This window comes from Mesorhizobium sp. M7A.F.Ca.CA.002.15.2.1, from assembly GCF_003998715.1.
Lineage (GTDB): Bacteria > Pseudomonadota > Alphaproteobacteria > Rhizobiales > Rhizobiaceae > Mesorhizobium > Mesorhizobium ciceri.
This window is the reverse complement of the sequence record NZ_RZPI01000055.1, coordinates 1-14,712: the sequence shown is the minus strand read 5'-3', so window position 1 is coordinate 14,712 and position 14,712 is coordinate 1. Positions and strand designations below refer to the sequence as shown.

The window sequence follows — 14,712 nt, the reverse complement described above, 5'->3', positions numbered from 1 at the left end:
AGCATTCACTGCCAACAGCCTTGCAACTGGTGACGGTTGCAAGGCTGTTGGCAGTGAATGCTAATTGTCCGGCGACAGCCCCGCCTTAGCGCCAGCGCCGCCGAGCAATCCAGCCCATCTCCCAGACAATAAACTGCGGATGCGCATCGTGGGTGCTTGCGAGCGGATTGTATTCGGGCCGGAACTCCGCCTCTTGGAACCGAGCTCTCCCGAATCCAATTTTCTCCACCACACCGTTGGGTCGTTGCGATGCGCCGATCCCGATCGGATCGGCTATGCCTGCTCCGCGCTCGCAGGAAGACCTTCCGCCTCGATCTTGGCGGCGCGATCTCGGCGATAAGTTGGATGGGAGGCAAGATACGCCGCCACGTCAACAGCCGGTAACGCGACATCGCAAATCGGCCCTGACGGTAGCCGATCGACTCCAATCGCCGGACCGCAACTCGCGCAGCGGCATTCGCGGTTTGGCCAGGAGAAATGCTCGCTGACTCACAGCGTGGCCGGCCGCATTCTGAGTGCCCTGTCATGCAGCCTGCGCCGACGGGAGCTCGGCACGCGAATGGCGTGGTTGGCGGCCAAGCCCTGAGGTCAACAAGGACTTACAGAAAGCGGGGGTGAGTTTGCCGCGATGAATTATGACCTTCTCGCGACCGGACCTAGCATCGGCTTCCTCTCGCTCTCGATTGTAGCCGCGCTGTTCGTTGGATTTAACGTGGCAAGCGGTGAATTCGGAATCAGCCAGCCCTTCCAAGTTTCTGGCCATGACGGGGCGACTCGTGTGGATGTGCACCCACATCGGGCTCGGCATCGCACCATTGACCAGCATCTTGGGCTGCAGCTTCATCTCAAACAGCTTTCCTGGCTCGCCACGCAGCGCGACCGGTGCCTCCGGCGGCATCAATTCGTCGGCATTGCACAAATGTTCCAGGTATTTTTGCGCCGGAAATGCGTAGGTCTTCATGCAATCAGTCGTAATGCCGGCTTTTCCTTCATTCAATGCGTTGGCCTGTCCCAGCACCATGTTCAGCAACCCTTTGAGCTGGTCTGTGCGTTCGTGCACTTTGGGTAGCTGGGTGGAGGTGAGTAGCAGGCGTACATTACGCCCCTGCAACCCGGCGAGACAGGTTTGCATCTCAATGGCCTGGGCTCGCAGGTACTGGGCCACATCGTCCACGACCTTACCGGCCTCCTCAGGCTTCATCTGGCGCACTTGGGAGACGACGCTTTGCTGACCGGCCAGATCGAACTGCAAAAGTTCGTCCAATCGTTTGAGCCGCTCCGTCAATACCTCCATTGACAACGCGGCGCCCCCGATTGTCGAGCCTGCCCCCGACGAACTCGCAGCCACCTCTTGCGCTCTCACCTGTGTACTCGCAACTTGATCCGAGCGCGCGAGAACCTTGGCTGCTGGCACTGTGCCGGCGTTCGCAGCGACTGGTGTTGATGGCTGCCCGGCGGCAGAAGTCCCGGCGCGAGCTGCCGACTTATGCTTTGACTTCCCTTTCCTTCGCGCTGTAGTGCCTTCTGACACTGCAGCCGTACCAGCAGTGTCAGCCGGTATCGCAGCGCCTGCCCTGGCCGGCATCGCAGCGCCCGCCTGGGCCTGTGGCGCCATGATGGCTGACGGCGGAGACTGCAGGTTCAACAAGTGCATGGCATCGTGCGCAGTGATCCATGCATCGTCCACGATCCGTTCGAACAGTTTCAATGGGAGGCCGGCATCTGGGTAGGTATGGCTTAGCTTGGTATGCACCTCGTGCAACGCCAATCCAAAATCCGAAAGCCGCTCCATGATTTTTTCTACAACCGCGCAATCATGAGCGTTGAGTGTTTTGCCATCATCCATTATGCCCTTCGCCAAAGAGAGGGCGCGAAGAGCTTCTTGAGCGGCGCTTGCCATCAGCTGCACCACTCCATTTCGACCGACGAGGAGTTCCTTCAAATCTGGCTCGAACCTGCTCGCCCGCAGTTCAATCTTGGCCCGCGCAAGACCGATCCGCTCACGGACCAGCCAGATCCTGACACTCAGTACCGAGCCGGCACGCAGCCGCAGTGCGCACCGCTCGGCTTCCCGCATCACGGGCGTTCCACTGGATAGGCTAGCGGTGGCAGCGCAGGCGGATCGCTGCCGTTCGGAGCGCCATGCCTTTTTTTCCCACCACTTAATTGCCGCCGTATGGTGGTTCTCCACATTTAAAATCAACAGCTCCTGCCGGTCCGCCTGGGAGTAGGAGTAGAGTTTATCGACCATACCTGCCGCTTTCTTGGTCTTTTTGTCCAATTTCGTGATCGTCGACAGGCCAAGTTTGTCTACTTCATTCGCGGCGTCGCACACGATCTGGCAACATCTACGCACCTTGTCGTCTGGCATAATTGTCTGCGCCTCAGCCGCAGGCAGGCTAGCGCGGTACTCCAGAATTGCTGAGGCTGCATCGACGACCCCACTGATCAGCTCCACCGCCTCCTCGGGGACGTCGGTTTTCCTGGCCGCAGCCTCGCAATCAGTCAGTTGTTGAACAAGACTGTTCATTCTGAGCTGTGTCGGACTGATATCTTTATTTGACGATGAGCTGGTGCCTTCCACCTGCGCGGTTGATAGTTGGCTACCGACCGGCGCCATGGCTTCGCCCTCAGACATGGAGGGAGAACCGCGCCGCCTTGCGGCTGCGCCACGTGGCGCTACGGTTCCGCGTGGTGGCGCAGCGGCTCCACGTGGCGGTGTGTTCAGGATTTGATCTTCGCCAATCGAGGCGCCTGGCAGACTTTCGCGGGCATCGCCTGGACCGCGCGCAACTGGAAGGGAGGAGGGCCTCCTATCGGCGTCCCCAGAGCGCATCTGCTCCACAACGGAATCGAATGACTGTCCACCTTCTCCCGCAGCAAGACTTGATTGCGAAAGGGAACTGCTCGCCCGCCCCGCGCGGCTGGCTCCAGTTTCAGCCTGCGATTTCCGTGGTCGGCCAATGCCCTTCATATTGCGTCTCCGTAGTAGGCGAGAATGTGCTGCTATTGTGCTGGCGGCTGACGAGACCAGCGGCATCTTTCGGTTAACGTCACGGTCAGCCAGACCCGCGACGGCGTAATGTTCCCGCCAAAGTGCTTCTCAGTAGCAGGCCAAGATTGGCCCGAGCTCACAGGACTTTCGCAACGTTGCCATCGATGTCCTGAGATTATCAGCGCTTCAGTCCGCCGATTTCCAGGAACAGCGAATGAAATCAGACCAACTCGGCTAGCTCCCCTTCCTAGACACGTGCCTGACGATTTTATTGATGCGTCACTCCTCTCGTTCGCCACCGACAAAGTCACACATTTGCTTCAGAGAAGCGTGTGCGTTGCGTATCACGCGGACCATTTCGATCTATAGTTACAAAAAGTGTCGAGACGGGACCTTTGGATCCGAAGGTCAGGCACGGCCGGCCTAGATAGACCGCTTGGCTGACGATTAGCTGACGATGGGAGTTCTCACGAACAGGGCAAGAAAATCCGACCGCTTCAAGCTTTCGATATGGTGAGAAGAGGATCCGCACCGGCCTCCCAAAGCCGGCAGACCATCCCATGTTCGTACGGTCGCCGACCTTCTCGAAGCCAATGAGCTCACCGCGCCGGGCCGTGATGTGCAGGCGAGAGAATGGTGATGCAAAGACCGAGTTCCTGCTCGTTGCGTGCGCCCGTGGAGCCAGCAAGAATACGGTCATTGCGGTCATGCAGCACGTGGACCGTGTCTCCTGTTCGACACCACAGCATCGAGGATGCAAACGAGCTGCTGCGGCTGCCATTCGGTCGCGGCATGCGTGGACGGCGGGATTGGCCGAACAGCCGAGATCGTGGTCGACTGTTCGATGCGAGAGCAACATCCTGCAGAGCATACGTTTTTGCGCTGGCCGGTTTTTGTCAAAAGCCGTCAGGTTCTCGAAAGCTCCCGCCCTTAGCTTGATCGAGGCTAACCTTTAACACGTCGCCGCCAATGGCAAATGCCGGAGTACCTGATGATAGCAGCAATTGGGAGTGGAGTTGGCAACCTCGGGACTTCCTTGATCCGAAAGGGCCATGGGGATTCGAAATCCGAGCATTCTGGTGATGGCAAGCCGGCTGATGGCAATGATGGCAAGCCAGCTGGTGGGAATGATGGCAAGGCAGCTGGCGGGAACGATCGGGCGGATAACCGGACCGTTTCAAATGATCAACTTCAAGACAACTCACAGTCTGCAGCACAAAGTGAAGCCTTCCAAAGTATCCTGCGATCGTTCGCGTTCCAATTCGCGAACGATGCGATGGCTGAGGCCGATGAAGCTTTGGATGACACAGAAGATGCCTGACGCGGGAAATCCGGCGTGAGGTCATACAGGCCGTTATTGACGGCACAACTCCAACAGAAAAAGGAATGATCATGGCTGCAGTTGATAATAATAAAAAATCAGGCAATACCAATACCAGTAGCGCCGGCAATACCGATAAAACTAACAGTGGCACTCCCGGCAATACAAGCGGAGCTGATGCTACTGCTTTTCAGGCGCAAGTGCAGGAACTAACCAATGTTAGCTTGGAGGCGACGAAAAGGAGTGTCCAGTTGCGCACTCTAACGACCAATCTCCAGACCATCAAGAAGGCCGCCGACGAACGCGTTTCGTAATGTCGGAAGCGGGTTTTAGACTGCCCCCTAGCGCGTCTCCTTATTGACGCGACGTAGTCCCGAAATGAGCCGCATGGCAATTGCCATGCGGCTTCTATCCTGTTTGAGAGATGCTCTGTGGATGACGCCGTTTCCCTCCGTTTCGAAGTGCGTTCGGGGCACTATTGCGGTCTGACCGGCAAGACGGATCTTCAAAAGTGTTTAATCGGCAGCGGCTTCGATGCCGATTTGGTCTTTGTCGAGCAGGGACTGGCACCGCATCACCTTCGTGTAACTCTTCTTGGCAAGTCGATCGAACTGGAGGCGCTTGCACCCGGACTCAGTATCGAGGGCAACCGGAATATCGCCGCAGGCCAGTCCGTTGTTGTGCCCCTTCCTGTCGTCCTGCTCGTAGGCGAGATGTCCATTGCTTTGTCCGTGCAGGATGCAGAGCCGCCTGGTTCGACCGGCATACCGCGCCTACCGATCGGTGTGCTCGCCATGGTCATAATCAGCTCACTCGGGATCGGCGCGCTTTCAGGCACGATCTCCTATCTTGGCAATGCAAGTGGATCGAGCCCCAATTCACTTCGGGCTGAAGTCGCGTCCAGAACGATCAGTCACCGCGCTGACAATGAACTTACGGAGGCAGCGGCCCAAGAGCTGCAGGAGGAAGTCGATCGAGCGGGTCTTCTCGACGTCAAGATTGGGTCGGCAAAGGGTGTTGTGACCGCCGAAGGCACCGTCACGTCTGAATCGGTCATCAGTTGGCAGAAGCTTCAGCAATCGTTCGATCGTCGCACCAAGGGTACTCTAACACTGGTGAACGGAGTGCTCATCAAAGAGGAGAAGGCGCCATCCGCAATCGCGGTCGAAGCTGTGTGGCATGGGGTCCAACCATATATTGTCATCGACAGCGAGAAGTATTTTGTCGGCGCCATTTTGGCTGATGGATGGGTGGTCGAACGTATTGAGGACAGCCGTGTGCTGCTGAGCAGGAATGGCCGCATTGCTGCTCTCCAATATTGAAAGCTCGCAGGCCCCATCAAGCAGCACTCTATGGCCAGCCAAACATCCTGTCGCGCTCGGTGCTGACAAGCTGGCTGCGTTGGAAACATTTGCTGCCCAGCCATTTCGCGCCTGCTTGTGGCTCTCATGCAGGGTCACGCGCTGGCCAAGGCTGAGGCGCCTTCGGAGTTCGAAAGCCACGTTTCATGGCGTAACAGCAGAGTAAGTCTCAACCGATTGCAAAGGTGTCTCGATGGCCAACGTCCTGCGTGACTTCATCAAGCGTGCGCCGGCCAGCCCGGATTTAATGGTTGCGTTGATGCTGCTTCTGGCTGTCGCGATGATGGTCATGCCTATCCCGGTCGTGGTGGTCGACGCCCTGATAGGATTCAATATGGGGTTGGCCATACTGCTGATGATGGTTGCCCTGTATGTCAGTACTCCACTTGATTTTTCCTCTTTGCCCGGCGTTATTTTGATTTCCACTGTATTCCGTCTCGCGCTCACGGTCGCAACGACGCGACTGATCCTGGCCGAGGGGGAGGCCGGCAGCATTATTCATACTTTTGGCGATTTCGTCATTTCAGGCAATATCGTGGTGGGTTTCGTCATATTTCTGGTCGTCACCATGGTGCAATTCATGGTCCTCGCGAAGGGTGCCGAACGGGTGGCAGAAGTGGCGGCGCGTTTCACGCTGGATGCTCTGCCGGGCAAGCAAATGGCGGTCGACGCAGAGCTACGCAACGGCCACATCGATGCCAACGAATCCCGCCGGCGGCGCGCCGAATTGGAGAAGGAAAGCCAACTCTATGGCGCGATGGACGGCGCGATGAAATTTGTGAAGGGCGATTCCATCGCCGGGCTGGTGGTTATCTGCATCAACATGCTGGGTGGAATTTCGATCGGCCTGCTCTCCAAGGGCATGTCCTTCGGCGAGGTACTGCATCACTACACTCTGCTGACGATAGGCGATGCATTGATATCGCAGATTCCGGCCCTTCTGCTCTCCATTACTGCGGCGACCATCGTCACCCGTGTGACTGGGACGGCGAGGATCAACCTCGGTACAGAAATGGTCAGTCAGCTCACGGCCAGCACTCGAGCCTTGCGACTGGCGGCCGGCGTCCTGGTTGTAATGGGGTTCGTTCCTGGGTTTCCCCTCCCCGTCTTTCTGATGCTGGCCGCAGTGTTCGCTGCGGTAAGCATTGTCAAGGCTGATGTGCTGGGCGCCGGCACTGCCGATGCGAAAGGTGGAACTGCAGCGGAGCCTAAGCAAGCCGCGCCTGCGAAGGAATTCCCGATCGCATTTTTTCTAGCGCCAGATCTTATGCAGGCGGTCGATCAAGCCGAATTGCAAAAACATATTGGGCGCGTTTCGCTCCTGGTCACAGCCGATCTGGGCATTATCGTTCCTCGCATCCCTGTCTTGGTTGACGAGCAGCTGCCTGAATCGCAATTCCGAATTGATGTCGAGGGCGTGCCAGTCGAACAGGACGCCTTAGATCCAAACCAGATGGCGCTCCGAGCCGATGTAGCGCACGTCGACTCGAGCGGTGTCCCCCTTAGACGTGAGCCGAAAACGGACAGACTCCCGGTTGAACATACCCCTGCAAAGGCCCTTACGGGCGCCGGCACGGAGCATAGGGCTCCCGGCGAACTCCTCGCCTTGCGCGTCCATGCAGCGTTGACCCGCTACGCACCGCGATTGGTGGGCATCCAAGAGACCCGACATTTCCTGGGCCGAATGGAGCAGGAATATTCTGAGCTTGTGAAAGAGGTGCTACGCACGACGCCGATTCCTCGGATTGCCGATGTTCTGCGCCGCCTCCTGGAGGAAGGTATCCCAATCCGCCACACCCGTCTCGTGTTGGAGGCATTGGCCGAATGGAGCGAGCGTGAGCAGAACGTTGCCCTGCTGACGGAATATGTCCGTTCTGGTTTGAAGCGACAGATCTGCCACCGCCATGCCAACACGGAGGGCATCGTGTCCGCCCTGGTCGTCGAGCGCGAGAGCGAGGATGTGATGCGTGGCGCGGTTCGAGATTCGGATGCAGGCCCCTATCTCGCACTGGAGGATCGGCAAAGCGAAGCGATGCTATCACAGATACGTCAGGTCCTTTCGAACGCAGAACCGGGTCAAACCCGCCCTATTCTGTTGACGTCGATGGATGTCCGACGTTTCGTCCGCGGCTTTCTGACGCGAAACGGGGTTGATCTCGCCGTGCTGTCTTATCAAGACCTCGCCTCCGACTTTACAATTCGCCCCGCAGGATCCGTCACACTCCCGCACGGATCGAACAGCGGATTGTTAGAGTAGTCCCACCTTTCCTAACTGAACGCCACGCGCCTCCCCGATAACTGAGAGATAACATGAATAGTAATACAGTTTCTCCATCGCCTATGTTTCTGCGCCGGAACTCACTTCTTTTTGCCGTACTCGCCATTCTGCCTTTGGGCGGTTGCGCCAGCTGGCAAAAGCCGGCTCTTTCCGTGCAGGAGACATCTTCCCCCGAGTTGCTCAGCGCCGATCAAATCGATCCGGCTATGCGCGAACGCATTTTGCGCGAAGTTGGTCAGGATGTTCAAGAGCGGGCTTTGCGGGATGAGGTGAAGCAGCACCCGGACAATGTTGATGCGGCGATACGACTTACAAATGCCTTGGTGGGCCAGAAGCGCCCGCACGAAGCGGTTGAGGTGCTCGACAGCGTCTTGGTTGCAGCCCCAGGAAACGTACGTGCATTGAATGCGAAGGGCGTGATTTTGGACATTGAGGGGCGGCATGACGCGGCACAGGCCCTGTATCGGCGAGCTCTCGAAAACGAGCCAGGCAATCAGATGGTGCAGCATAACTTCAATCTGTCGCTTGCCTTTAACGGCAAGTCCGAACAACCAAGGTTAGCACGATCGCAATAGGTGGGCACAGTGCATGCGCAGCCTGTTCCCCGGCTCGAACACGCGCTCGGCTCCCATCATAGATGGCCCCCTGAAGAGAGCCATATCTATGCAAAACAGTTGCTCCAGATCTGGCCGGCAGAGATCGGCAGGAGAGCCGGATGACATCACGCGGCCACCCGCAAGGCCACCCGCCTCGCTTCGTTGCCAGAGCGCCCTCTCCCTCGCCGGTCACCGTCTCGCAATGCGGCGACCTGGCTTAAGGCGGTCGACCGAGCGCCCGATGCAGTAGCCATGAATACGTAACGCAGCGATGGACCCGCCGGATCGTGTCGCGCTTGTGCTGGCCGTCCCTGCCATTACAGCACGGTGATTGTAGCTGGATCATATTCTAGAGGCATCGATGGTGTGGATGCCTTCGATCCAAACAATCGATTTGTTGAATTCGTCCGCCTGAGGAAATTAGCTGCGGCGATCCGACTTCCGACGCCTGCAGGCGCAAAACCAACAGCGTGAGCGCTGCGGGTCCGGAGGCAGGCTGCAAAGTGCAATCACCAGCGCTGATAAGCGGCAAGTGAAGAATGTATCGCTCGGGCAACTCCTGTGTTGTGCACGGTTGCCCCGCGAGGTGAACTGTAGCAGCTTGGCAGCTCAGCGTTCACGAAAGGAGAAAAGATTTGGGGCCAAGCAAAGACCGGCTTTTTTGATTGTCTTGCTGTATCGCTATGGTGGGGCGGGCGCGACCGCTCCCATAATTCAATACGCTGCCTTTAGCGATGGACGATGACGGGATGCGTCGCCGAGACTTCAATGGTGGAGGAGCAGCGCACCCGTCGATCCATTTGCTTTCAGCGGCAACCGCCACTATGAAGCGACACTTCGCCCAACTGTGTTTCAAGCTGCCCGGAGAAGTTTATGACAGAAGAACCCCACAAGACCGACATCCTCATCGAGCTCACTGCCGATGTTGTATCAGCCTACGTCTCCAACAACCCCGTCCCGGCGGGGGAGCTTCCTGCCCTGATCGCCCAAGTGCACGGGGCTCTAAACGGCACGGCTGGACTCATACCGGCAGAAGAGCCTGTGCCTGTAAAAAAACCTGCTGTCCCGATCAAAAAGTCGATCGAACCGGACTACATCATTAGCCTTGAAGACGGCAAGAAATTCAAATCGCTAAAGCGCCATCTGGCGACGCACTATGGTCTGACCCCAGACGAATATCGCGCCAAATGGGGTCTGCCGTCGGATTATCCCATGGTGGCGCCGAATTACGCCGCTGCGCGCTCCGCCTTGGCCAAGACCATGGGACTCGGCCGCAAACCGAAAGAGCCGGAAGCCCCAGCCACGGCGCCGGCGAAACGGACCCGCAAGAAGGTCGCAGCCTAAATCCGTATCAACAGTCGTTCGGACGCGCAGCAGCCGTTGGCCCAATCTGCGCGGAATCAAAGGGCGGGGATGAGCCCCGCCTTTCCCGTCCAAGAGCCTCATTTCCAGAGTAATTCATGATGGCTCCAGCAATCCCTGCCGCGGCATTAACTTGCATGCTCCGGCCCGGGTTTCGAGCCGTCAATGCGTTCCGGCGATGACGAACCTTGCCAAGGCTTTCCCGGACCGTTAGCCAGCCTTGCTGAGGCTGCCTGCAGAGGACTTTCCCGTGCGGCGATCCTGTTCCACCTCGTAGTTGATCTTCTGGCCCTCATTAAGGGTCGACAGGCCCGCTCGTTCAACAGCGGAAATGTGGACAAAGACATCCTGACCGCCGTTGTCAGGCTGAATAAAACCAAAACCCTTCGTGCTGTTGAACCACTTCACCGTTCCAGTCGCCATATCCATTCCTTTGTAATAAGTCGCAACTTAGGCAGGCCATTCACGCCAGCCTGATTTGTACACGAGACTTTAGGCGCATCAAAATCGGAAAATTGCAAGGCCCACTCGATCGCCTGATCTCCAGCAGCAACTGCAACATATGCGAGGCGCGTGCCAGACGAGGCGTATGCCAGACGTTTCGTCGTGCGCTGTCGCTCGAACGTTGACAGAAACAATGACACACCTTGCAAACTCGGCACATCTTGTGGACGTGCTCGGGTCGCTTCTCGACTGCGATACCCGCTCCTGACCGGGTATCGTCGGCCAAAATGAGAGTTTTTGTCATGTGCCGCCAGACCGAAAGATCAGGCGCGCAGCGACCTGCACATTCAAACCGGAACCCGCGAACCTCGATTAGCTTCTGCCTGCTCCGAAGGGCGGTAGCCTGCTCTGAGGCGGGCCACTGTCGGGTTGAAAACCAACTGTCGGGTTCGGAACCCCAGATTGTCGGCAAGGTACGCGCCGCCCACTGGTTGGCCAAAGGGGCACTGGCTCCTGATCCTGCCGCCATGCTCGCCCGATCTCAACCCGATCAAGACAGGTCTGCTCAAAACTCAAGGCGCGGCTGCGGAAGAAGGCGGCCAAAACTTTCGACGCTCTCTGCGGAACTCTCGGCGATATCTGCCAGCTGTAGGAGCCAAATCAAAAACCATTAATTGCGACAGGTGATTTTATGACATTCATTGCGAAGAGGCCAGAATGAACAGCGGAAGAGAGTAGCAGCTCTCTGGTCGCGGCGAGGTGGATCGTCGACACGATCGGCACCTGGCCCGTGCGGGGATCGCACCGCAGCCAGCACCAGAGCCAGACCTTGACCGCTTGCCTTGCTCAGGCGCCACAACAACGAGTGGCTGGAAGCAGATCCACGTGAACTCAGCGATATCGATCAGACGATGCTTACCCTCATGAAAGCCGATCCCGACGCTGTCCAGCGCCGCGAAATCCTGACCAGCATATGGCGCATCGGATGCCACCGCCTGCACACTCACCATCGACATGCCGGAACTCGGAACCAAAGGCCGCAAGCCTCGCCGGCCTCGGCAAAATGGAGCGGCCGCGCCTTCATCCGGGGCGGCCGGGCCAATGTTCGCCAGGCCCTCTACATGCCCGGCCCTTCGCCCTGCGCTTCAACCCCGACCTCAAGGCAAAATACCAGGCGCTAAAGGCGGCAGGCAAACCCGCAAAGGTCATCATCTTGTTGCGAAAGCTCCTCATCCTAGCAAACGCTCTCCTCAAGGCGCAGCGAAAATGGCCCCTAAAACCCTTGACCGAAACGGATACCTTAGCCTTTCAGGTGAGGCGGGCCGAGATAGACCAACCGCGGGTTTAACTTCGCGAGTTTAAGCTGATTATGCCGATGCAACTCTAGCGCCTGCGCGACCGTTTTAGCTTCCATCAACAAGGCGGCAGGCTGGGAGGAAGTACCCTCCCCTGCCGCGAACAAGCTTTGGACAAAGCCCCACCTTGTCCGTAATGTGATCGGGAGGCCGGGGCGCGGCGGTGCTCAGCGGATGTGACGCGCGAGATCTGCGACCCTACCCATCAGCACTTCCATCGGTCCTCGCTGGAAGATGCGCAGCCAAAGCACCGCAAAAGTGCTGATAACCACAACGAAGCCAAAGAGCGTGGACAGGCTCTCGTCTTTGAAAATGTTTATCTTCATAAGATAGGCTATTCCCGCAATGTGCAGCACATAGGCCGTCAAAGACATCGAGCCGACTGCGATTATTGGCCAGACCAGCTTTCGCAGACGCGGGAGCGCATCCACAGCGAGCATGCAAGCCGCCAAGATGATCATTGCGCAACCGGTGCTGCCCACGATCGAAAGCGTCGTTTCGCTATGAGGTGCGGCTATCCATGACGACTTGACTATAAATGACGACTTGGAAGGCTCAAAAGCGCCGTCAACGTCAGACCACCACAAGGAGGTTTCAGTCAAAGCGCGGGAACTCAGCGCGAGCAAGGATCCCCCATGGCCCAACACGGCCAGCGCGACCCCCGCCAGACCAAGGCGCCAATGCGCTGCTAGCGTATTAAGATTAAGGCGCGCGATGGCCATGCCAGCGATGAGGAAAGGAACCCAGGTCACCGCGGGATAGTAGCCGTTGACCATGAGGTTGAAGACCGGGTCGAGGAGGTTGGGGGCAACCGACAGAAGGGAGGAACGGACTTGCGGGAGAACTAATGCCGTAGCGGCAGCGATCAAGCCCAGCTGATATGCGCTGAGCCGATGGAGCGGCAATACCAACAAGAAGCAAATTCCGTAGTATTCTAGGATGACTTCGACCTGGGTACCGAGGCAGCCCAGGATTGAGCCAAGCGCGAGCAAAACAAGGGCACGAATTGCGACTCTGGCGATGGCCTGTCTACCGGCTATCCCCGACTTCGGCGCCTTGCGACCTGTAATCAGGAGGATTGAAAAACCGGCCAATACGGCAAACAGGGCCGACGGCCGCCCATGGGTTAGTTCCATCAGAAACCCGACTAGTCCTCCTTCGCCGGGGTCGGGACCGAGATGGGCGGCATACATCCCGAAGACAGCCAGGCCCCGAGCGAGGTCGATGCCGACCAGCCGATCTACTACCGACCCATTCCTAGCGTCGGCAACCGGTGCCTTCATTACCATGGTAGATTCCCTTGTTGGGTGTGTGGATCGCGGGAGCCGCGATAGGAGAGCCGGTCGGCTGCTGCCGTCGCCTCGTGAAAGGGTTCAAAACATCGCGCCATCTGGCGCATCGAGCCGGCGACAGAGCTGTTCAGCCATTAGCCTGGGGTAAGAACAACAGATCGGCTCACAAAGCCTGTGTCACGGACCTGAAAAGTGGTGTCGCGGAACCGTCGTTTTTTGCATGATGGCTAAGCCGAGAGATCCACTGCACCGACGAGAGACTCAGCGACGTTAGATATCCGATCAGTACGCCGCGGCTCCGCCGGTGACGATCACCCCGGGTGTCAAGGCCAGGGCGTAAACCTGCCATAATCTGTGGTAGTGCGCCCGCGACCAATCCGTTCGACAAAGCTCGGCGCATGGTCGAGCCAATCATATTCTTCCATGTGGCTGTTGCCTGAAAAACCGAAGACGCCGTTCGCTGGTCCAGCTCCAGACCTCGGCCTGCGTCGGTCATTAGAACCGGCGCGCCTGTTTCCCAAATCAATTTGCTGATGCAGCCGCCGGGGGTCACATTGAGCAAAAGTGCCGAGTTCAGGACGGGTTTCATAGGGGCTCTTCGTTTGGCTTTGTTAACGACCCCTTTCTTGCAAGTTGTAGCTGACAGCAGCCTGAAAGCTCCCCAAATAATTCGCTGCCGCCGGTTCAGCCTATTGTCAGCTTCGACCAATAAGATGGGAGCCTTGCCCTCATACCGGAGCTCGGCAGCATGATGCGAATACTGCTCACTGAAGACGATAAGGACCTTGGAAGTGCTATGCACGATCATTTGGTGGCTGGTGGCCACGCGGTCGACTGGGCCAAGAACCTGTCCGAAGCGCGCGATTATGCAGCTGTGGTCGGCTACGACCTTATTTTGCTCGACGTTCACCTGCCGGACGGCAATGGGATCGACTATCTGCGGGAGCTGATCAAGGAACTTGAATCGGCACCGGTCATCATTCTGACAGCCTGCGATCGGATTTCGCATCGCATCGAGGGCTTCAACGCTGGAGCCGACGACTATTTGGTCAAGCCGTTCGATCTGGGGGAACTCTCAGCGCGTATCCATGCAGTGGCACGTCGCCATGGGCATTTTCCGGAGCCGCAATTTTCGGTTGGGACGCTTTCCATACAGGCAGCCGAGCGACGCCTCTTCCGCGACGGGCAGGAGGTCTACCTGACTTGACGCGGATGGGCGGTGCTCGACTACCGTCTGCCCCAGCCCTGCACGGTCGTTTCAAAAGGGAAGATCGTGGACGCGCTTTTCGGCAGACGGCGCTGATTCATACTCTAAAAGAAAATTCGGCTTCCAGTTGCCTTGGCCATGACTTTCCTTCCCGAGAGATGGGTGACAGTTCATTCCGGATAGATGGGTTACACTTTCGGCCCTTTGCAAGGAGAGCAAGGTGCCTTGGAAGGAGTGTAACGTCATGGAAGAGCGGCTGAAGTTCGTCGCCCGGCTGCTGGACGCGAGAAGATGGCGGTGCTTTGCCGGGAGTTCGATATCTCGCGCAAGACCGGCTACAAGATCCTCACGCGCTACAACGACAGCGGCCTGGAGGGCTGACGGACCGATCGCGGCGGCCCTATCGCCACGCCAATCAGCTTCCGTTTCAAATCGAGAAGCTGATTGTGCGCCTCAAGCAAGACAAGCCGACATGGGGTGCGCCGAAGATACGCGAGCGGC

At 57.8% G+C, this 14,712-nt stretch carries 10 protein-coding genes and 1 pseudogene; 8 read left to right on the top strand and 3 right to left on the bottom strand.

Going from position 1 to position 14,712, the window contains the following annotated elements; genetic code table 11:
- Positions 1 to 523 precede the first annotated feature (523 nt).
- On the bottom strand, positions 524 to 2,638 hold the full coding sequence (locus ENZ74_RS05770; protein WP_224570035.1) for a hypothetical protein: 2,115 nt from the start codon (positions 2,636 to 2,638) through the stop codon (positions 524 to 526).
- 1,348 nt (positions 2,639 to 3,986) lie between these two features.
- On the opposite strand from ENZ74_RS05770, the gene ENZ74_RS05765 reads away from it, so the two are divergent.
- The 6 genes from ENZ74_RS05765 (at position 3,987) to ENZ74_RS05740 (ending at position 9,895) form a co-directional block, all read left to right on the top strand.
- Complete coding sequence (locus ENZ74_RS05765) at positions 3,987 to 4,316, top strand: hypothetical protein (RefSeq protein ID WP_081714433.1); 330 nt, start codon at positions 3,987 to 3,989, stop codon at positions 4,314 to 4,316.
- Between the two features lie 71 nt (positions 4,317 to 4,387).
- Positions 4,388 to 4,630: a nodulation protein NopA gene (locus ENZ74_RS34960; RefSeq protein WP_224570034.1), complete on the top strand. Its 243-nt coding sequence runs from the start codon at positions 4,388 to 4,390 to the stop codon at positions 4,628 to 4,630.
- 117 nt (positions 4,631 to 4,747) lie between these two features.
- Positions 4,748 to 5,638 (top strand): hypothetical protein, encoded by an 891-nt coding sequence (locus tag ENZ74_RS05755; protein ID WP_024505382.1) that lies wholly within the window; start codon positions 4,748 to 4,750, stop codon positions 5,636 to 5,638.
- Between the two features lie 232 nt (positions 5,639 to 5,870).
- Positions 5,871 to 7,934: a type III secretion system export apparatus subunit SctV gene (gene sctV / locus ENZ74_RS05750; RefSeq protein WP_063169272.1), complete on the top strand. Its 2,064-nt coding sequence runs from the start codon at positions 5,871 to 5,873 to the stop codon at positions 7,932 to 7,934.
- 53 nt (positions 7,935 to 7,987) lie between these two features.
- Positions 7,988 to 8,530 carry a tetratricopeptide repeat protein gene (locus tag ENZ74_RS05745; RefSeq protein ID WP_082826568.1) on the top strand — a complete coding sequence of 181 codons (543 nt, stop codon included), beginning with the start codon at positions 7,988 to 7,990 and terminating at the stop codon, positions 8,528 to 8,530.
- Between the two features lie 894 nt (positions 8,531 to 9,424).
- The gene (locus ENZ74_RS05740) at positions 9,425 to 9,895 is read left to right on the top strand and encodes a MucR family transcriptional regulator (protein ID WP_024505385.1); all 471 of its coding nucleotides are present in this window, start codon (positions 9,425 to 9,427) and stop codon (positions 9,893 to 9,895) included.
- A gap of 228 nt (positions 9,896 to 10,123) precedes the next feature.
- On the opposite strand, the gene ENZ74_RS05735 is transcribed toward ENZ74_RS05740, so the two are convergent.
- Together ENZ74_RS05735 and ENZ74_RS05730 are read right to left on the bottom strand one after the other, a co-directional pair.
- Positions 10,124 to 10,336 carry a cold-shock protein gene (locus ENZ74_RS05735; RefSeq protein ID WP_008874821.1) on the bottom strand — a complete coding sequence of 71 codons (213 nt, stop codon included), beginning with the start codon at positions 10,334 to 10,336 and terminating at the stop codon, positions 10,124 to 10,126.
- A 1,543-nt stretch (positions 10,337 to 11,879) separates the two neighbouring features.
- Entirely contained in the window at positions 11,880 to 13,001 is a 1,122-nt protein-coding gene (locus ENZ74_RS05730; RefSeq protein ID WP_063169274.1) for a DUF418 domain-containing protein, read from the bottom strand.
- Between the two features lie 751 nt (positions 13,002 to 13,752).
- On the opposite strand from ENZ74_RS05730, the gene ENZ74_RS05725 reads away from it, so the two are divergent.
- Positions 13,753 to 14,211, top strand: a complete 459-nt coding sequence (locus tag ENZ74_RS05725) for a response regulator transcription factor (protein ID WP_224570033.1) — start codon at positions 13,753 to 13,755, stop codon at positions 14,209 to 14,211.
- A 244-nt stretch (positions 14,212 to 14,455) separates the two neighbouring features.
- A pseudogene (locus tag ENZ74_RS05720) lies at positions 14,456 to 14,712 on the top strand (helix-turn-helix domain-containing protein); the annotation flags it as partial.

What these genes read in the sequence shown, in the direction of transcription:
- ENZ74_RS05770 (WP_224570035.1), bottom strand. Translation starts at nt 2,638, where the DNA reads ATGTCTGAGGGCGAAGCCATGGCGCCGGTCGGTAGCCAACTATCAACC.
- ENZ74_RS34960 (WP_224570034.1), top strand. Translation starts at nt 4,388, where the DNA reads ATGGCTGCAGTTGATAATAATAAAAAATCAGGCAATACCAATACCAGT.
- ENZ74_RS05735 (WP_008874821.1), bottom strand. Translation starts at nt 10,336, where the DNA reads ATGGCGACTGGAACGGTGAAGTGGTTCAACAGCACGAAGGGTTTTGGT.
- ENZ74_RS05725 (WP_224570033.1), top strand. Translation starts at nt 13,753, where the DNA reads ATGATGCGAATACTGCTCACTGAAGACGATAAGGACCTTGGAAGTGCT.
- ENZ74_RS05730 (WP_063169274.1), bottom strand. Translation starts at nt 13,001, where the DNA reads ATGGTAATGAAGGCACCGGTTGCCGACGCTAGGAATGGGTCGGTAGTA.
- ENZ74_RS05765 (WP_081714433.1), top strand. Translation starts at nt 3,987, where the DNA reads ATGATAGCAGCAATTGGGAGTGGAGTTGGCAACCTCGGGACTTCCTTG.
- ENZ74_RS05745 (WP_082826568.1), top strand. Translation starts at nt 7,988, where the DNA reads ATGAATAGTAATACAGTTTCTCCATCGCCTATGTTTCTGCGCCGGAAC.
- sctV (WP_063169272.1), top strand. Translation starts at nt 5,871, where the DNA reads ATGGCCAACGTCCTGCGTGACTTCATCAAGCGTGCGCCGGCCAGCCCG.
- ENZ74_RS05740 (WP_024505385.1), top strand. Translation starts at nt 9,425, where the DNA reads ATGACAGAAGAACCCCACAAGACCGACATCCTCATCGAGCTCACTGCC.